Source organism: Anatilimnocola aggregata, from assembly GCF_007747655.1.
Lineage (GTDB): Bacteria > Planctomycetota > Planctomycetia > Pirellulales > Pirellulaceae > Anatilimnocola > Anatilimnocola aggregata.
The window spans coordinates 3,721,844-3,741,333 of record NZ_CP036274.1 but is presented as its reverse complement, the minus strand read 5'-3'; the positions used below and the strand labels follow the sequence as shown (position 1 = coordinate 3,741,333).

The window sequence follows — 19,490 nt, the reverse complement described above, 5'->3', positions numbered from 1 at the left end:
AGGAGGAAGGTGTTGCGCGGTGAACAGCCTTCCACTTTAGCACGAAGGCAAGCGAGCCGAGTTTTTCTTAGCCCGCTACGTTCGAACTAGGGCTTCCACCAGGCATCCAGTTTCTTTTGGAGCTTCGCCACACGCTCGGGGTCAGCCGTAGCGAGATCTTTTTCCTCGGTTGGGTCACGGGCAATGTTGTAAAGCTGGCTCGCTCTGCCATCGGCAGAAACAATGAGCTTGTAACGATCGTCACCGGGTCCGGCCTCCAGCACCCAGCGATACATCAGGCCGGCTGCGGGGCGATCGATGTCAGCCACGTCGTGCTCAAAGATTTCTCCAAACAGATATTCTCTGGCCGCTACCTTGCTCTGGTTCTCAGGCATTAGGCTCAAGCCCGGCAGGTCGGCCGGAATGGCGACGCCACAGGCTGCCAGAATGGTCGGAGCCAAATCGATGCTGCTGACCGCGACGTCACTGTTACTCGGTTTGATCTTCGCCGGCCAGCGGACCATGATTGGCGTACGAATGCCACCTTCATTGGGCGACCGCTTACTGCGGGGAGCATACTTGGGCGAAGCGGGATCCTGCAGCCAACCATTATCGGCCAGATAGACGACGATTGTGTTGTCGCTCAGCTTCCGCTTGTCGAGCATGGCCAGCAACTCGCCCACACTTTCATCCCACCACTCGCACATGGCCCAGTACTTGGCGATGTGGAGCGACTCGGTCTTGTCGCGGTACTTAGCCAGCAGTCGCTCTGGCGGAGTATGGGGCGAGTGGGGCAGCAGTGGTGCGTACCAGAGAAAAAATGGCTTCTCGCCGTTGGCGTCCAAAAAGTCGGCGATTGGCTGCAAGCCTTCGCGGCCAATCTTCAAACCCACGTCTCCATGACGACCACCCTTGGCCGGATCGCCATGCGTCATGCCAGCGGTGAAGCCACCCTCGGCATGATTCCCCTCCCACCATTTGCCGCACTGAAAACTAGTGTAGCCAGCCTTGCCCAACAACTTCGGCAGCGTCTCGGCCCGCCGCACATGCTTGAGCATCTCCCGGCGGTCGGTACCTTTCGGCGGATCGTTGCCGCTGATCCCGTGCTGATGGGGATACTGCCCGGTGATGAGCGTCATCAAACTAGGACGGCACAAACTGGAAGGAACATAGCCGCGTGTGAAAGTAAGACTTTCTTTCGCTAGTTGATCGATGGCTGGCGTTTGAATCTGCTTGTGTCCCACGAAGCCGTAATCGGTCCAAGCCTGATCGTCGGAGAGAATAATCACCACATTGGGCGGTGCCTTGGCAGGTATTTCCTGTGCTTCGCTTTTCACCGCGGCCAAGGAAATTGCGACGAGACTGAGATAAAGGAAAACGAATCGAAGCAGGTGGATTGATTTTCGCATGATGATTCTTTGTCCAGCGGGAGAGCGCGGGTAAATGGCGTATCCGGCCATATTCTTACCTCCCGATGAACAAGTTACCAGCGACCTGTGCACGTGCGCACCGCGCGTTCAATTTGGCCGCGCGACGTTCATACGATCTGGCTGACTGACTATCATCGCGTCGCGAGGGCAGCGAACTTTCTCGGCATTTTTCTGCCAAGTACGCAAATCTGACGCGTTTCACTCAAGGAACCCCATGCGGGACCGCGGGCTGGGGCATTTTAGGCACACCGCGTGCTATTTGGGGCTTCAACGCCGCGCTGCAGAACGTCTGTGGCAACTTCGAATCACTGTATGGAGTAACCCTATGTCCACCACCTTGAGCACCTGGCTCAAAACACTGTCCGCCGTTGTACCCGCTGCTTTGCTGAGCGCTGCACTTTACACCTCTCCAGCGAACGCCCAGAACGTCCCCCCACCGGCTAAAGATGCTCGCGAAGCAGTGAAGGACGCGCGAGAAGAAGTGCGCGATACGACCCGCGATGCTCGCGAAGCGGTCCGCGACACCAAGAACACCGTGAAAGATCCACGCGACCCACGGGATCCAGCCCGCGATTTATCGCGCGATGCTCGCGATCCACGCAATACAACTCGCGAAGAAACCCGCGACACCGTGCGTGACGGCCGCGAAGCGGTCCGTGACACTCGGGACGCCGTTCGCGACAACGTCCGCGATGCTCGCGAGAATACACGTGACACTGTTCGCGATGCTCGCGCCGTACGTGCCAGCTTTCGTGCCGATGGCACTCGCCCGGCCGACTTCGGCCTGTGGTTCAACCGCAACCTGAACAATGGCCTCGTGATCGCCGATATCGCCAGCCAAGGTGCGATCAGCAAACTCGGCCTGCGCGAAGGGGACCGCGTGATTTCGGTGAATGGTCGCAAGGTCGCCACCGAAGCTGACTTTGTTTCTTACATCTTTGCCGACGATGTACGGGACCAACAAGTCAAGGTTATCGTGATGCGTGACGGACGCGAAGAAGTCGTCGTCGTCGAACCCAATCTGTTCATCGACGAATTGGCTTACGTCGACAATGATCCGCTCGAAAACTTCGGCGTGGTGATCGACGATCGCTATACCGACCGCATTGTGGTCTGGCGTGTCATTCCTCGTTCGCCCGCTTATTATGCTGGCATTCGGGCTGGCGACGTCATTGTCTCGCTTGGCGATCAACGCGTGACGGGTGTTCAGAATCTGGTGCAACGACTGACCGGTGTCGATGTCGGCAACGTGCAAGTGCAGGTCAGTCGCGGTCAGAACACGCGGACCTACGAAGTGGATGTGCCGCGGTTTGAAGCTCGCAGCGAACGCCGCAATGCCCTGCGTCCTAACTTCGATGCAGAAGATCGGCGTGACGACCGGCTCGACCGCCGCGAAGAGCGAATTGACGACCGTCGCGATAACCGGGCTGTTCCGGCTCCGAGGGTGCAAGGTGGCGTCGAAGCTACGATTCCCGCGCCAGCTGTACCTGCGGTAAATCCGCCAGCCGTTATTCCGGCCCCAGCCCCAGCAGTGGCGCCTGCTCCCGCGCCGGCACCGCGACCGGCTGGCAGCCCAGCTCCGCGACCCGGTTTGTTCCCCCGCAACAAGCAGTAAGCTGTTAGCGCTTTCTGCGACTAAATCTTAAACGGCTCGATGCCCAAGCAGCATCGAGCAGTAGAAGACATCCGCGGCGACTAGTTCGTCGCGGATGTTTTTGTTGAAGTGCCATCCATGGCAACAACTTCCTGTTTCCCTAGGCAACCATTTTCAACTGGCCGCAGCGAGCTTGCACGCCAGTGATGAATTCTTCGAAGATGCGCACATCGAGCGCCGAGGCCGAGTCAGCTTCGGGGTGGAACTGAGTGCCGATGGCAAACCAGTCTTCGATGTTGCTTTCGATCGCTTCAACCACGCCATCGGGGCAGCGAGCCGTGACGCTGAAGCCCTTGGCGACTTCATCGACGCACATGTGATGCGTGCTGTTGACGCGGATTTCGCCATCGCCATAGACCCGCTCCATCAGAGTGCCGAAGACGATATTGAGGCCGTGGCGATGCTCGGGATCTTGCGGATCGCGGTGGGGCAGGGCATCTGGCAACTCTTCCGGAATGTGCAGGTAGAGGTTTCCGCCTTGCGAGATGTTGAGCAGCTGCATGCCTGAACCGATGCCGAAGACGGGCAGGCGGCGGTCGGCGATGAGCTTCATGAGCGTACGATCGAAGTCTTCGCGGCGGGCATCCATCAGCTTGACGCTGCTGTGCAGTTGATAGCCGTCGCGACGTGGGTCGAGGTCGCCACCACCCACCATGACAAAACCATCCAGGCGATCGAGAGCAGTTGCAATGTCGTCTTCATCTTCCAGCGGGGGCAGGATGACAGGAATGCCACCGGCAGCTTGAATGGCGTTGTAGTAACCTGCTGGCACGTAGGTCAGCGCGGGGCCAGCCTTTTGCGCAGGCCGGTAATCTGCATTCAAACCAATGAGGGGCTTCTTCGACATGAACGATTTCCTTTCGGTAGAAAACACCCGGCTGGGCCGGGACTGCACCAATTCCGCAACCATGCGGATCAGTCGCACCACTGGGCTGAACGAAAAGAAAATAGGCGCACCGTTACGTAACGATGTCTTGTTGTCTTGAGCAACCCGACGCAATGGAGAGAAGTGCGTCGTGTCAGTCCCTGACGTTCACCTCCTAGATGAGGCGAGCCTGTTTATCTTTCGCACCGTTCGTCCCGAAGCGGTGTCTGCGATCTCCTTATCGTGTGGCATCAGCCAATCCGTAGGCTGAGTCTCAATCACAACCCTGTGATCGATGATTCAGAGTGTAAAGAGCATTTCCCTACCGACAATCGAATTCGCCGATCTTGCGCGCTGGCCTTCACGCTATCGCAACGCATTGTGCTAGCACTTCTATGCTATCGCGCGCCATGGTGGCGATTTGTTCACTAGTTTTCGCGTCATTTTGGCACTTTTCTCGCTCGTTCTGAACCTGCTGCATTAGGGCCGCAAATTGTTCGTGAACTTCGCATTACGATTTGCAGAATTGCCTCGTTCAGGTTTGCTTATCGAAGCATTTCGCCGATGCGCAGCAAGCGATTGTATTTCGCCAGCCGTTCGCTCCGCGCGATCGAACCAATCTTGATGCGGTCAGCTGCGACAGCCACTGCCAGATCGGACATGAACGTATCTTCCGACTCCCCACTGCGCGCGCTCACTACCGCCGCAAAGCCCGCGCGCTTGGTCAGCGCCACGGCCTCCAGCGTTTCGCTGAGTGTGCCGATTTGATTCATCTTGATGAGCACCGCATTCGCGGCCTGCAGGTCGCGCCCTTTGTTGATTCGCTGGGGATTCGTGGCGAATAAATCATCCCCCACGATGTGAGCGCGGCCACCTAAACGCTTCGTCAACTCTTGCCAGCCATTCCAGTCTTCTTCGGCCAGGCCATCTTCGATGCTCGTAATCGGAAAGGCATTCATCCACTGTTCGAGCCGATCGACCATTTCGCTACTCGTCAGTTTCTTTCCTTGCTCGGCAGCCAATTGATAAGCGCCGTCGCGATAAAAGTGCGAAGCGGCCACATCGATGGCAATCGACACTTGCTCGCCAGGCTTAAGTCCCGCCAGTTCGATGGCCCGCACCACAAACTCGACTGCCTCGCGATTGCCGGGCAAACGCGGCCCGTAGCCCCCTTCATCACCAACCAGATAACCTTCGTAGCCGGCACGATTCAGGAGCGTTCCCAAGCGACGATAGATGCGCACAATCCATTCCAGCCCGACGGCATAGTGACTCGCAGCGTGCGGCATAACCAGGATGTCTTGAAAATCGAGATTGCCACCGGCGTGCTTGCCGCCAGAGATCATGTTCGTCATTGGCAGCGGCATGCGCGGAGCAACGCTGACAAACGAACCGCGCGACAGCTTCTGGGCGACCGTGTTGTAGTGCCCATTCAAGTAGCGAAACAGCGGAACCTGCCACGCTACGGCCGCTGCTTGCGCGGCGGCAAGGGAAACCGCCAGAATCGCATTGGCGCCGAGTTGCGATTTGTTCGGCGTGCCGTCAATTTCGATCAGCCGTTCGTCTAACGACATTTGCTCTTCGGCCCGCATCCCCACAATTGCCGGCCCCAGCAAATGATTCACATTCTTGACCGCGAGCAGCGTTCCCTGCCCGTCGTAATAGGCGGGGTCTTCATCGCGCAGCTCACACGCTTCGGCGGAGCCTGTGCTGGCCCCCGACGGAACAATCGCCGAACCCATCGCACCCCCGGACAAGTGCACCTCTGCTTCGACGGTGGGCTTGCCCCGGCTATCGAGAACTTCGCGGGCATAAACTCTCTGAATAATCGTCATGAAGGGGCTATCTCAACAGGTCTGCGGATCGGAAAAATCAGGTCGCAATTACGAATCGTCTTTGTGTTCACGTTCCCACCGCTCTTCGAACTCAGCGTCGCATTGCGGGCACGATTCATACGTCGCGTAGTGTCGTATAAATCCGGTCGGTTTTAAATTGGGATGGATCTGCGCTTCGGGCAAAATCTCTTCCAGCAGCCAGCGATAAGTCTGCAACGGGCCAAAGTGCTCGCACACGTCGATGGCAACACAATGAAGCGCCAGCCGCGCAAGTAACGTTTTCAGATACGGGTCTGCCTCGGCATCGTCCGCAATTTCAGCTGGCGACTTCAGCAGCAAGGGAGGATCGAACATTGTGGCAATCGGTTCATCCTTCTCGCCGTCGAAGACCTCGTCCCACTGCTCGTACATCTGCTTGGTCTTCTCATCGATACCCGGAATCACTTCATCCCAAGGCCGCGACTTCGGTTTCTCTGGCGGAAAAAGTTCTGCATCGACCAGCGCTTCCAACTCGGTACTGGAATCAGTTTCGAACTCGTCACTTTCAAACTCTGCAGCGGCAGGCTCCGCAAGCTTCTCGCCCCCAGTAGATTCCCGCAGCTGAGATTCGAGATCGGCGGGAAATAGTTGGTACGGATCATCCGGATCATCTCGATCGGCTTCGCCACCAAAGGGAATGTCATCGAAGCGGGGCGTGTCTTCCTCGCCAGCTGCCTCGCGTTTGTCGGCTTCCGCTTGCTTTTCCGCCTCTTCATCGACGTAGACGATTGTTGGATTCACTAATTCAATTACCAGGTGGCCATCCTGGCTGAACCATTCCAAGTGCAACAGCCGCTCCGCGCCTTCACCACTCAGATCCATTCTTTCCGCCACGCCAATCTGCTGAAACTGCAACGCATCGAGCGCCTCGCGCTCATCGGCCGGTTCCTGCACTCCTTCGTCCGGTAATCCGGAAGCGAACCGCACAATCTTGCCTGCTAACTCGCCACTCATGTTCCCTGTGATCTCGACGCGAATCCCTTCGTCGTTCCCGAAGTCCAACCAGCCATGCACGCAGTTCCGCCTTAAGTTGCGCAGTTCTCCGCGCACGATAAACTTGCCGATCTGGAAGGCCATGCGGGTGACTCCTGCAAATTCGCCAGAGCAGGTGGAACGAAGCAGTGCGAACGTCTTATGACAAGATTTCCGACGAGGAGCGTTCTTGCCGCATCGTAGCAAAATCCAACTGCCGTTGCTCATGGGCAGTGCTCGATCGTCGTACGTTAAAACAGCCGCGCTTGTTTCAGTCGCTCGCGGGCCAGTTTGCAGTACTCGGGCGCGACGTCGATCCCCAGGTACGAATGCCCCAACTCTTGGGCGACAACCGCCGTCGTGCCGCTGCCGAGAAACGGATCGAGCACCACGCCATTGGCCGGGCAACTGGCCAGCAAGCAAGTCCGGACGAGCGACTCCGGAAAAACAGCAAAGTGTGCCCCGCGAAACTTCGATAGCGGAATCGACCAGACGGTTCGCTTGTTGCGCCCCAGCGGATGAAAAGCCTGATCCCACCGGCCATTGTGCAGGTTGGTGTCGCCGGCGTTCTTGCCCACTTCGGGCGTACCGCCGCGCTTGCCAAAATGGCCGCGTCCACCCTTCATTTTGCTCTTCTCGGTGAACGTAACGTGCGGCTCGCGAACCGCATCGGCGTTGTAAAAGTAGTCGGCCGATTTGGTCAGTAGAAAAATGTACTCGTGGTCGGTGGTTGGCCGCGTCTTGGTGCTCGAGGGCATGGCGTTGGGCTTATGCCAGATGCAGTCGCTGCGCAAGATCCACCCTTCATCGACCAATGCCAAAGCGACCCGCCACGGCAACCCCAGTTGGGCTCCCTCTTCGTACTTGTCGCCAATCACCAGCCACAACGAACCGGTGCTTTTGAGCACTCGACGAACCTCGGCGAAGAGCCTCTTCAACCGTTCGACGTAATGTTGAGGCGACTCTTCGCGGCCGACTTGCTTCTTCTGCCCGTGATAGTCCCGCTGCTGATAGTAAGGCGGGCTCGTGACCACGCAATCGACAAACTCACTCGGCCACTTGCTCAGCACGCTTAGTGAATCGCCACTGTGGACCGTATTCAGTTTCACTGCATTGGACTTCACCGCGGGCGCAGAATCGGTGGCAAGTTTATCCTGGGGCATGGAAGGCGATTCAGCGAGCTAGTGGGCGATCGGAAGTCTGCTCACTTTCGCGTGACGCCCTCCCTTTGTCCACCGGGCGTGGCCAACGTTTTCGCACGTGTTTGTTGAAAAACTCAGGCAATTGTTATGAGTCTTTGCTTGCCGTTTACGAAGAACTCGCGACTCTTATAATCAATTCACCCCCGATTTTTCAACACCACCCGATTGGGGCGGCGATGAAGACCTACGTTCCGCTGTGCGGAGCCGCGTTTGTCACCGGGGAGCCAGGTGCCGTAATACGTGGCTGTCAATAGCCAGCGAGTCATGCGACCCTGCTATCAGGAGCGGGGAACTCTCCGGGCGCTGACGCTTCCGGCTCAGGAAAAGTGGAATGCCACGGCTTAATGATCGAGAATGAACTCGTTGCTGTTCAACAGGGCCCACCAGATGTCTTCGAGCACGGCGGCTGGATTGTCGGGATGTTGGGCAGCGATCTTTTTCACTGCTTCCAGTTCCCGCTTGTTGGGCTGGCGCGAGAGCGCGGCCAGGAACAAGTGCTCGACCTTCTCTTCTTGCTTGAGATTGCTCTGCTGCAAGTGTTTGATCAGACTTCCCTCGCCACTGCTCACGGCACGACGCATCAGGTCGCCGTTCATCATGATGAGCGACTGCCGGACGGCACCGTTGAAATGCGTTTCTTCTTCGTTGTCGTCGGTACCCATCGGCCGCTGGAACTGGGCCAGCCAATCGATCCGGGCGTTTTCCAGATCCTTTTGATTGGCCGACTTCTTCCGCAGGTCGGCAGCGATCAGCAGCGAATTATAAGCTTCCTCTGCTTGCAGTTGCCGCATGTAATAGTGGCTGAACAGCGGCGCGCCACCAGCGTCCGGAGCATCGGCCACATTCTGCGGCGTGATCCGGCTTGAGCGGCCGAAGGCGTCACTCAGTACCATCCACTTCATCAACTTGCGGACGTCATAGTTATGAGCAGCAAACTGCTCCGACAGGCGACTGAGCAGTTCGGGATGCGAGGGCTGATTGCTCGGGCCAATGTCATCGACAGGGCGGGTGAAGCCATAGCCGAAGTAATGCGACCACAGACGATTCACGAGAGCGGGGCTGAACTGGGGCGAAGTCACCACTAACTTGGCAAGTTCCTCGCGACGATTGACTTCGTCCAGGCGACCGCTGGCGGGAATCTTCTTCCCATCAACGAAGGCCGGGCCTGTGGCGCGAATGGTGCCGTTGGGCAACTCGAAGTAAACCTCCCCTTCGGTCGTGACATTTTTCTTATCGACAAAATCCTGATTCGTCAGCCGCGTGACACCGGCCACTTGCTCGACCTTGGCTTGCCGCAAAAACGCATTCAAGGCCCAGTATTGATGCTGGCCCCAGTCGTTCGTCGGATGTTGGTGGCACTGCGCACATTGCAGTTGCTGCCCGAGGAACAGCCGCGAAGTGCGAGCGGTTGCCAGCGTGGCATCCTGCCCCAGCGAAGCGACCAGGAAGTTGACTGCCCCGTTGTAATCGGCACTGCCGGGCTGAGCGGAACCTTCTGCGGTCAGCAGTTCGTAAACGAGTTGATAGTAGGGCTTCTTCGCTGCCAGCGATTGCCGCAGGTACTGTTCCAGCCCCGCACGGCTGGCGATCTTTTCGGACTCTTGCCCCATCGTGCGACCGATGAGCAAGTTCGACCAAACACCGGCCCAGTGAGCATTGAATTGCTCGGCATATTGCTCGCCGTCCGTCAACTGCGTCACCAGACGATCACGTTTGTCGCGGTTCTTATCGCCGGCAAACTTGCGGACTTCGTCGACGGTCGGAATGCGGCCCAGTAAGCGAATGAACGCCCGGCGGCACCACTCTTCGTCACTGGCAGCAGGGGACGGCTGAACGTTGTTGTCCTTCCACGACTGTGTGAGGGACGTATTGATGAACGACACTACTTCCGCATCGCTGATCGCGCGGTCGTAGGTCTTGTTCACCAATTCATGCACGTTGACCGCAGCAACTGGGGGCTGTTTCTCCTGGGGTAATTCACCTGGAACGGGTGCCGGACGAAGGGGCCGCTTATCGGGCATCGCCTCCACAATTTGCGGCGCCGGCTTGAAGGTATCGTCCTTCTTACTCGGCAGCTTGGGCGCGGGCTTCGTTGCAATTACAGGAGCAGGGACATTGTGATTTTGCGCGACACCATTTGGCACGCTCGGCTTCGGCTGCGGCTTCACAACCACCGGCCCCGGGCCAGTATTCCACTCCGAACTGGTGAACAGCGCGACGGCAGCACCGATTCCCGCCAGGCAGGCAGCCGCGAACCAAGGCCAGGCTGCCGTGCGACTACGCGGACGATGAACTGTTGCGCGGCGAACGGGAGCAAAGTCGCTGGCCGGCGGTGGCGGAGGAGTAATTGCCCGCACCACAGCCGTGGGGACAGCACTCTGGGCAGTGATCTCGCGCGGAGCAATTTCCAGCGGCAAGGTCTCAATTGGCGGACCAGGGAGCTGCGGCAAATGACCATTCAGCTCGTGCAGATTCCCCTCAACTCCCGACTGCCTACGCATGGCCCAAGCTTGCATGATGCGCGCGGTCAGATCTGGGGGCGTGCGCCCACCCAGGACTTCGTCCAGGCAGCCATCGAGCAAGTGGTCGTCGCGGTCAGGGGTCATTTCAGTTTGCTCTCGATGCATTCGCGAAGTTGTTGCTTCGCACGTTGCATCAAGTTTTTGGCTCCATCAGGGGTGATCTGTAATTCTTCAGCGATATCGGTGCGCGACTTTTGATCGCGAAATCGCATCTCGAGCGATCTCTGGGCCCGCGGGGTCAGGCCTTTTAGGCAGTCTCGTAACAGGTCGAGGGCGTTCTCCCCCTCGTCGTCCCCGGCCCAAGTCGACCAGGTTCGATCCAACTCTTCTACATTCTCAACAGCCGTCACTTTGCCACTGCGACGGCGGTAGGAGATATATAAATTCAAGGCAATCTTGCGGAGGTAAGCTGATGTGGCTGAAGCGTTTATGTCTTGGAACGGACGCTGCAGGGCGGCCAAAAAAGTCTCTTGCGTCAGGTCTTCTGCCTGGGCGGCATCACAACCAAGGGCCCGCAAATAGCGCCAAATCCCCACCTGATAGGTTTCTATCAGGCGGACTGGGTCGAATCCAGTCGCGACAGGGATAGGTGCAGACTTCATTGCCAATAGTGAAACGCTTGAAGAGGGGGAAAGTACTCAACTCGTTCAGCCAGCAACGAGACCACCCCCATAAGGGTGGCATCGCCTTAAGTCACTTCCGGAAGTCATCTTACATGGTACTGGCCCCGCGGTCCTTTTCCGAGTCTGGCGGAGTACAGTTTTCACGGGAAATACTAGCAGTCTGCGGGGCAGGGGTTACAATCCGCGGGACATACCTCGCCCAACTCCCGGAGTTCCCGCATGCGAACCCTGTTCCTGTCGCTGCTTAGCGGCCTCGCCACTTTCGCGTTGGTGAGCGTCGCGTCATCAGTCTCCAGCGCTCAATCGCCCCAGGTCGAGAAAGATATTCCCTACCTAGGCAAAGACCGCCAAGAGACCGGCGACCTCTACCTTCCTGCCGAGCGCAAGCCCGGCACCAAATCTCCTGCAGTTCTCATCATTCATGGCGGCGGTTGGACTGGTGGCAGCAAACGTGCGGGGCGCGAACAGAACATCGGCAAGACGCTGACCGAACATGGCATGGTCGGGTTCAGCATCGACTACAAACTGGGCGAACGGGGGAACGCGATGGGTGCCTGGCCGCAGAATTTGCACGACTGCAAAACAGCAGTTCGCTGGCTGCGTGTGAATGCCGAGAAGTACGGCATCGACCCCGACCGAATTGGCGTCATCGGCGGCAGCGCCGGCGGACACTTGTCGTCGCTGATTGCCGTGACGCAGGAGAAAGATGGGCTCGATCCGAAAGCGCCGTGGGGCGATGTCTCGACTCAAGTGCGCTGTGTTGTCGATTTGTACGGGCCAATTGCCGTCCGCGGCGATCAGGACGGTGCGACGGCCATTACCAAATACCTCGATAAGAACGATCCACCGTTTCTGATCATGCACGGCACCAAGGACACGACGGTTCCTGTCGCGACTTCTGAAAAACTTTCCGAAGCCGTCAAAGCTGCGGGGATCGAACAGGAACTTGTCATCATTGAAGGGGCGCCGCACACCTTCCACCTGCAACCCAAGCAGCAAGACCTGCGTCCGACCGTGATGGCCTTCTTTAAGAAACACTTGCTCAAGTAACGCAAGGTCGTCCCCGATGCAAAAGCATTTCGCCGTCGTGGCCATCGCGTTGATGTTGCCACTATGCGCGCTCGTGACTGCCAGCTTCTTACCTGCTGGCGCGCACGGACTGGAGCCAGCGGAAAGCACCAAGCAAGGTCCCGCCTGGGAGCAAACAAAATCGATCGCTGCTCCCGAAGCTCATCAGGCAGCAGCGGCAGATGAGAAATATGCTTACGCGATCACCAACAGCAAAATTGCTAAGTACGACCGAAAAACAGACCAGCGAGTTGCCACAAGCACCGCCAAGATCGTGGTCAAGCACCTAAATAGCGGCTTTTTCCATGAGGGAAAGTTGTATTGCGCTCACTCCAACTACCCGCTCAAGCCTGAGCAGAGCGAAATCATGCTGCTCGATCCTGCGAGCATGGAGATCGCCGTCTTCAAAGACTTCGGCAATTTCGGTGGGAGTTTAACGTGGGCCATCCAACGGGGCGAACATTGGTGGTGCAACTTCGCCCGCTATGGCAGCACCAACCAGGAGACATTTCTCGTCCGCTTCGATGACAAGTGGAACGAAACCGGGCGCTGGACCTATCCCGACGTGGTCATCAACCAAATCGGCAGCGCCAGCATCTCGGGCGGCGTGTGGCACAAAGACACGCTCCTCGTCACCGATCACGATCATGGCGTGCTCTATCGCCTACAAGTCCCGGCGGCTGATAAGAAATCAACGGAGTTGGAATTCATCGCCCAAGAGAAGGCACCGTTCACAGGGCAGGGGATCGCTCACGATCCCGTCACCGGCGGGTTGGTTGGAATCAATCGCGCGAAGAAGGAGATTCTGTTCGCGGTACCGGCGAAGCCTTAGTACGCCTGGCAACAACTAATCATCTCCACCACCACCAAAGAGGCCGCCAATCATCGAGCAGAAGCCGATGACAAACATGATTGGTGGATAGATAAATATCACACCCACGGCCAGGCCCCCAAAAAACCACACCACGGCGAGGGCCATCATCGCCATGCCACCGAGCGCGGTACTACTAAAGCCCCGCGATTGTCGTTTGTACTGCGTGCTTGAATAGCCGCTGGTGTTCATTGGCATTTGCGAAAACTGCGGCGGCGGATAATTCGAAACCGGTGTGGGTGGCGCAGCTTGCAGTTGATAGTCGGGCTCGTACGCATCGCTGCCGTAAGGAGAAGACGCGGGAGGTGTACCCCAAGGATTGCCGCCAAAGCCACTGGCAGGGGCGTTCAAAGGCGAGAGGGGCGCGAGCGCTGGCGATTGCATGGGAGGCGGAGTGGACACGACCTCAGCGTCGTACACTGGCTCTAGCAAGAAGACGGTTTGACAACTCGGGCAGCGCGCTTTTTTGCCGAGAGTTCCGGCGGGTACCGACAGTCGTTTGTTGCATTGCGGACATGCGACAGAAATCTTCTCGCTGGAAACCGACATAGCCCGTTCCATTGCTATTGAATTGTCGTGAGCAGCCAACCATCTCTGTGGGGAGGAGTATAGCCAATCTCCGTGGCCTCATGCCATTCTTCTTTTACGGGAATCGTCTTCTGTTGTTGCTTACAACAATTGCCCCTCAATCACTTAAATGCAGCCGCGGCCCGCGCATACCTGGCTTGCACACTCGGCAGTAACTTGAGCGCGTTTTCAAAGTAGATCTTCCGCAGTACTTCATCCGGCAAATAGACTCCATAAATCTGCCACAGCCCTTGCGGCGGAAACTCTTTCTCCGAGTAGGGAAAATACTCGTCTTCGGTTTCCAAAAATCGCCAATACAACTTCAAGCGTTCTTCCGGCCAGGGGCCATCGGTACCAAGCAAGACGCGATCCTGGTACTTCACTAAAAACTTGCGGGCTGAGTAGGGCTGTCGGCCGAGCTCGGCAATTCGCGAAGCCAGTTCGACATAGAGGTTCGGATGCTCGTCGAGCGCCCTGGCGACGGCCTGGAGATTCTCCGCATCGCCATCGAGATGAGCGCCAATAAACTTCGTTTGGGGATGTCGTCCCACCACTCGATGAAAGGCTGCGAGCAACTCCTCGCGCGGCGGGAACTGTGGGCCGTAAAAACTCCATTCGGGCCGGCGATGCAACTCTTCCCAGCGCTCATTCTTCTCGTCGATCGGCAAGAAGAATGCTGCGGGATCGGCAACGTGAATAATCACCGGAAAGCCCAACTCGCCACACGCTTGCCAGATGGGATCGAACCGCGGATCGTCGATCTTCACCAGCGAACCATCTGCGTTTTTATATTCGAGCCCAAACGACTTAAAAATCTTCAGCCCGCAACAGCCCCGCGTTTTCGCATCGGCCAATTGCCCGGCCATTCGCCGCGCAAAATCGGGGCGATTGCAGTCCCAAGTCGCGGGCTGATCGACCTTGCCAGTCCCTTGCCAATCGAGATTCGCGAACATCGCAAACCGATCGGGATACTTGGTGAGTAAATACTTCACATGTTCGTCGATGTTCTCACCCAACTGGCCATCGAGACTGACGCACACGGCAATTCGCTGCCGATCCATCACCTGCACAAAGGCCTCGAGTTGCTCTGCCGAGTGACGCAGGCGAATGCGAAAGTGCGAGTGAATATCAATCGCGGGATACTTTGCCCCCGCTAGTTTTGTCGCTGGCACTTTCAGCATCGACTGCGGCCGAAAATTCTCCAGCAACAATTGCCGCCCTTCGCGACCATCCAACACTGGTGCCTCTTCCGCCTTCTCCTGCGCAAGCACTTCACTTACCAATAACAGCTGCATCGCCACCACCAACCAACAACATCGCATTTGACCGCCCTCTGTCCTCTGACTCCCGCCTCCCGACTCCGCCCCCGCCCCAACCTGCGGAACCTGTGTTACCATAACCTACTCTCCGCCACTTGCCGATGTGACCGCATGAGTGCCGACGTTACCGAGCAACAGTCCGACGACGATAAACAGCGCTCGCGCGACTTGAGCCTGCGGAGCACGCAGCCTCCGACGCAGGCCCCGGGTTACGAAGCCCAACGACTGCTGGGCACCGGCGCGTATGGCGAAGTCTGGGTCGGCCTCGATCAAAACACGGGCCGCCGAGTCGCGATCAAGTTCTATGCCCATCGCCGCAGCGTCGATTGGTCTCTGCTATCGCGCGAGGTCGAGAAGCTGGTCTTTCTCTCGGCCGATCGTTACGTCGTCCAGTTGCTCGATGTGGGCTGGGATGCCGACCCGCCGTACTATGTGATGGAGTACATCGAGAACGGCTCGCTCGATGAAATGCTGCGGCGCGAAGGGACGCTCGGCATTACCGACGCCGTCGACCTGTGGAAAGAAATTTGCACTGGCCTCGCCCATGCCCACGGCAAAGGGGTGCTCCACTGCGACCTTAAGCCCGCGAACATCCTGCTCGACGCCGATAATCGCCCGCGACTCGCCGATTTTGGTCAGTCGCGGCTATCGCACGAGCAGCGCCCCGCGCTCGGTACGCTGTTTTATATGGCCCCCGAACAGGCCGACCTGCAAGCCGTCCCCGACGTGCGGTGGGATGTCTACGCAATGGGAGCCATTCTGTACTGCCTGCTGGTTGGTTTGCCTCCGCATCGCAACGACGACTCTGTCTCGCACATCGACACGGCCGGCGACCTGGCCGATCGCCTGGCCCGCTATCGCCGACTAATCACAACGGCCCCGTTGCCCACTGAACATCGCCGGGTGACAGGTATGGATCGCGCGCTGGCCGAGATCATCGACCGCTGCCTCGCGCCGCATCCCCAAGATCGCTTTGCCAACATCCAAGAAGTGCTCGATGCACTGACCGCGCGCGAAAAGAGTCGATCGCGGCGGCCGATGCTGGTATTGGGCTTTGCCGGGCCGCTCATTCTGCTCTCGGCGATGACACTGTTCGGCTTTCGTGGCTACGAGCAGGCCCTGCGCGATACCGAAGAAATGGCCCGTAGCCGGGCAGTCGACAACAACGACTTCGCCGCTCAGTTGGCAGCCGAAAAGGTGACCGTCAAGATCGCGAACTATTTCGATATTTGCCGCCAGGAAGCCAACCGCGAAGAACTGCATGCGCATCTGGCTCCCGTACTGCAGCAGAGTATGTGGCTGCCGAAGTTAAACAACCCCCAAGTTACCGATGCCGACCTGAATGAAGCCCGGCCAAAGTTTTTGAACGAGAAAGTTCGTTCGGATCTGAACGAGTATCTCGACAAACGCTTCCGGGCTTATCAGGCAGCAGCGGAAAAAGATGCGCGGGCCCCTAAATTTGCGAGCATGTTCGTGACCGATGCCTTCGGCACGCAGTTGGCAGTCGTCTTCGACGAAGATGCCGTCTCGCGCAGCATCGGTAAGAATGTCGCCCACCGATCTTACTTTTCGGGCGATGCTGTCGAGTTGCCGGAGTTTCCCCGCGCCAGTCCCAATGCCAAACACATCGAGCAGACAAATCTATCGAGCGTGTTTCAAAGCTCATCCACTCAGCGGTGGAAGGTCGCCGTTTCCACGCCGCTCTTGGATAACGACAAAAAGTTTATTGGTGTGCTGGTTCTCACCGTCAACCTCAGCGATCTCGAATTAGTAGCCAGCCAAAAGCAGGCCGGTGAAGAGAAGATCGTTGAAGTCGATCACTTCCCCGTGCTGATCGACGGGCGCAAGGGTGAATCGGCAGGGACCGTTCTCCACCATCCGCTATACGACCTGCTGCGACACGACAAGGTGCGGTTGCCAGCCGATGTATTCGCCCGTCGCGTGCCGGGCGAAATCATGCGCGGCGAAGCAGTTCCTGGTACGGAACGCGGCACCTATCATGACCCGCTCGGCGACCATCCGCTGGGCAAGGAGAAGGGATTTGATCGTCCCTGGATTGGCGTGGCTGCGCCGGTCAAACTACCGGATGCCTCGCAGGCCGAATCGGGCTTGATCGTCCTGATGCAGGAGGACTATCGGTTTGTGATCGGCCCGGTGCAGCAGTTGGGCAATCGTCTGCTGCGCGAAGCCCTCATCGCCTTAGCCTCGATTGTGGTGCTAAGCATCGGCCTCTGGTGGTTCGTCATTCGCCAGTTCCGCGAACAGCGACCATCGATCCGCAGTTCATCCTCTGGTTCGACGCAATCAACCCCGCTGCAAGACGTGCAAACGCTGGCTCAAACGCTGCGTAACCGGCGCAAATAATGCGCCGAACAATTGCCAAGAAAATACGCGAGGTCTGACTGCCAACTGACAGTCAGACCTCAGCGAACGAGCGCTCAACCGGAGTGAAGCAAGACGAACCTCGTCCACCCCAGCTGACATATCTCGCTGGGACGATTACGACTCGTTGTCCGAAACCGTACCCATACCAGTCGTGCTGGTTTGACGAGCGCAGTCGGTGTAAATCAGGAAGTCGGTGAAGGACGAATCGCTGGCACCCGAGGTGGTCGTGGCAGTGTGAACCGAAACGGCCAACGGGAAGTCGATGACATACGATTGGTCCAAAGCCAACATGGCTTGGGCCACGTCACCCAGTTCGTCGATGATCGCATCGCGAGCACCGGCAACACCACTAACGATACCGATCGTGAGCAGAGTCACGAGCAGTACCCATTCAAACGACAGGACGCCGTCCTGTTCCGACCAAACGCGAGCAAGAACCTTCTTCATTCCAATCTCCTCGAAACATTGGGAAAAAAAACTAAACACGTTCAATCCGTGTACGCCCGTCGATCGTCGACGGGCCCGGCGGAGATGGGGGCACACCGCCTCCGCCGACTTCTGGTATGGCCGGGGAGTAAAGCAGGGGTTGTGCCAAATTGCCGCGGACCGTGGTGGCGAATTCAGGCCAGTGCACTAATCAGCTAAAAATCCCGCAAATCAGCAAGAAAATCGGGGCGATGACCTTTTCTTTTGCCAAATCGTGATTTCGCCACGTGTTGATTTTTCTCAGCATGCCTCCGCTCCCGCACAACCGAATGATGCCTTTTGGCAACAGGAGCGCGAGTTGCGTGATCGAAAGAAACGGAGCGCGCGGCCGCGGCGGAAGAGTGAGAGAGTTAAGAATTGGAATCGAATAGCAGCGGCCCGGCAGTTGCCAAGTTTGGCTTGTCAACAAAATGAGACACGCCGATCGGCGTGTCTCTCAAATATTGAACAGGTGGGAAAGTTGGACGGCCAACTGCACTACGGCAGGGCGACCGTCTTCAGGGCGAGTGCCCCATCTTTGTTGACCACCACCACCGCTTGCGTGTCGGTCAGTTTATCGAGTTGCACGGTTCCTTGCAGATCGGCAATCGTTTCGTACGCTTGTCCGGCAGTGTTGCTGATCCGCTCGGTAATGCCGTCCTTGCGCCCGATGTCCTTGGTGCTGACCTTCATCACCCCGCGATTGGTGTTGGCAATTAACAGGAACTTATCGCCACCCTTTTCATAAAGGACGATATCGAGAGGTTGATTGCGATTCCCCAGTTCGGCCACCGTGGTGCCGCGGACCTTCTTGCCGGCGTCCAGGTCGTTGACCGAGAAGCGGACGAGCGGCGTGCAGGTGAAACCAGCGAGAATCGAAGGTTGGCCATCGATGGTCAGCGGCACAAAGGCGCGGATGGCGGCGTAATCTTCCAGCTTGCCGTGGGCACCGTGATAGATTTCGACCTGTGTGCCTGGATCAGCTTCGACGAAGGGGAACGTGATTTCGCGGACGTTCGACGGAGCGGCATCGGCCGTCATGCCAGTGACGAGCAACTTACCGTCGGAATAAGCCAGGTCGGTAATCGCTTCATTGCGGCGATTGCGAGCGCGAGGGCCTTCGCCCGTAACCTTATCTTCGGGTGGGTTGGGCAGGGCCAGTTTTTGGAACGTCGCTTTCGTCAGCGAAATTTCGCTCGCCTTGCCAGTTGCGTCGATCTTGATCAGCCCAGGTTGACCATCGGCTTTGCTGACCGACAAAAACAGGTTGCCGCTGGCTGGGTTCACAACCAGGTCGTTCACCGTGACCTTCGAACCGCCCACGGCAGCGCTGAGCGCTTCGTTCAGATTAGCGATGTCGTACTTGGCCTTGGCAGCTTCCCCCTTGGCATCGCCAGTATCAATGGCAACGATTTGAGCTCCTTTGGCATCACCAATGAAGAGAACGCCGTCGGGACCAAACGCCAGATGCCCGGCCGACTTCAATTCTGGCGATCCCTCTTTTAAACCCCATTTGTTGGCAGCCTGGCTGGTGGTAGCCAAAGTCAGCAACATGACCAGCAGACTGGCGAACGAGACAGTTTTGCGCATGGTTCCACTCCCGACAAAAGATGCAACACAGCCGCCAAGTACGGCACTCAGCTGACTGTCCGAATGCGGTCATTGTGCGCATGGGCGAGAAGCAGAAGCAATCA

15 protein-coding genes are annotated in these 19,490 nt (G+C 57.7%); 4 read left to right on the top strand and 11 right to left on the bottom strand.

The genetic code is table 11. From position 1 onward, the window contains the following. Positions 1–86: 86 nt before the first annotated feature. Entirely contained in the window at positions 87–1,388 is a 1,302-nt protein-coding gene (locus tag ETAA8_RS14310; protein ID WP_145089258.1) for a sulfatase family protein, read from the bottom strand. Positions 1,389–1,734: 346 nt separating this feature from the next. Between ETAA8_RS14310 and ETAA8_RS14305 the strand changes: the two genes are divergently transcribed. Next, positions 1,735–3,024: a PDZ domain-containing protein gene (locus ETAA8_RS14305; protein ID WP_202921832.1), complete on the top strand. Its 1,290-nt coding sequence runs from the start codon at positions 1,735–1,737 to the stop codon at positions 3,022–3,024. A gap of 139 nt (positions 3,025–3,163) precedes the next feature. Here the strand turns inward: ETAA8_RS14305 and ETAA8_RS14300 are convergent, their stop codons facing one another. From ETAA8_RS14300 to ETAA8_RS14275, 6 genes are all read right to left on the bottom strand, one after another. Further along, the gene (locus ETAA8_RS14300; RefSeq protein ID WP_145089253.1) at positions 3,164–3,910 is read right to left on the bottom strand and encodes a gamma-glutamyl-gamma-aminobutyrate hydrolase family protein; all 747 of its coding nucleotides are present in this window, start codon (positions 3,908–3,910) and stop codon (positions 3,164–3,166) included. Positions 3,911–4,473: 563 nt separating this feature from the next. Next, the gene (eno, locus tag ETAA8_RS14295) at positions 4,474–5,763 is read right to left on the bottom strand and encodes a phosphopyruvate hydratase (RefSeq protein WP_145089251.1); all 1,290 of its coding nucleotides are present in this window, start codon (positions 5,761–5,763) and stop codon (positions 4,474–4,476) included. A 48-nt stretch (positions 5,764–5,811) separates the two neighbouring features. Beyond that, complete coding sequence (locus ETAA8_RS14290; RefSeq protein ID WP_145089249.1) at positions 5,812–6,879, bottom strand: hypothetical protein; 1,068 nt, start codon at positions 6,877–6,879, stop codon at positions 5,812–5,814. A 146-nt stretch (positions 6,880–7,025) separates the two neighbouring features. Beyond that, positions 7,026–7,937, bottom strand: a complete 912-nt coding sequence (locus tag ETAA8_RS14285) for a DNA-methyltransferase (RefSeq protein ID WP_202921831.1) — start codon at positions 7,935–7,937, stop codon at positions 7,026–7,028. Between the two features lie 380 nt (positions 7,938–8,317). Continuing rightward, positions 8,318–10,582 carry a DUF1549 domain-containing protein gene (locus ETAA8_RS14280; RefSeq protein ID WP_202921830.1) on the bottom strand — a complete coding sequence of 755 codons (2,265 nt, stop codon included), beginning with the start codon at positions 10,580–10,582 and terminating at the stop codon, positions 8,318–8,320. Then, positions 10,579–11,100: an RNA polymerase sigma factor gene (locus tag ETAA8_RS14275; protein ID WP_145089243.1), complete on the bottom strand. Its 522-nt coding sequence runs from the start codon at positions 11,098–11,100 to the stop codon at positions 10,579–10,581. The genes ETAA8_RS14280 and ETAA8_RS14275 overlap by 4 nt, the downstream gene beginning before the upstream one ends. A gap of 240 nt (positions 11,101–11,340) precedes the next feature. On the opposite strand from ETAA8_RS14275, the gene ETAA8_RS14270 reads away from it, so the two are divergent. Next, a complete protein-coding gene (locus ETAA8_RS14270; RefSeq protein ID WP_145089240.1) occupies positions 11,341–12,171 on the top strand; it encodes an alpha/beta hydrolase in 831 nt (276 codons plus the stop codon). Positions 12,172–12,187: 16 nt separating this feature from the next. After that, positions 12,188–13,021, top strand: a complete 834-nt coding sequence (locus ETAA8_RS14265) for an endonuclease (protein WP_145089237.1) — start codon at positions 12,188–12,190, stop codon at positions 13,019–13,021. Between the two features lie 15 nt (positions 13,022–13,036). On the opposite strand, the gene ETAA8_RS14260 is transcribed toward ETAA8_RS14265, so the two are convergent. Next, complete coding sequence (locus ETAA8_RS14260) at positions 13,037–13,462, bottom strand: hypothetical protein (protein WP_145089235.1); 426 nt, start codon at positions 13,460–13,462, stop codon at positions 13,037–13,039. Between the two features lie 287 nt (positions 13,463–13,749). Continuing rightward, on the bottom strand, positions 13,750–14,922 hold the full coding sequence (locus ETAA8_RS14255; RefSeq protein ID WP_238397767.1) for an amidohydrolase family protein: 1,173 nt from the start codon (positions 14,920–14,922) through the stop codon (positions 13,750–13,752). A gap of 135 nt (positions 14,923–15,057) precedes the next feature. Here ETAA8_RS14255 and ETAA8_RS14250 point away from each other — a divergent pair, with 135 nt between their 5' ends. Beyond that, entirely contained in the window at positions 15,058–17,310 is a 2,253-nt protein-coding gene (locus tag ETAA8_RS14250; protein WP_145089229.1) for a serine/threonine protein kinase, read from the top strand. 135 nt (positions 17,311–17,445) lie between these two features. Here ETAA8_RS14250 and ETAA8_RS14245 read toward each other — a convergent pair whose 3' ends face one another. Together ETAA8_RS14245 and ETAA8_RS14240 are read right to left on the bottom strand one after the other, a co-directional pair. After that, positions 17,446–17,778, bottom strand: coding sequence for a Flp family type IVb pilin (locus tag ETAA8_RS14245; protein WP_145089226.1), 333 nt, complete (start codon positions 17,776–17,778; stop codon positions 17,446–17,448). A 516-nt stretch (positions 17,779–18,294) separates the two neighbouring features. Further along, positions 18,295–19,386 (bottom strand): hypothetical protein, encoded by a 1,092-nt coding sequence (locus tag ETAA8_RS14240; RefSeq protein WP_145089223.1) that lies wholly within the window; start codon positions 19,384–19,386, stop codon positions 18,295–18,297. Positions 19,387–19,490 lie beyond the last annotated feature (104 nt).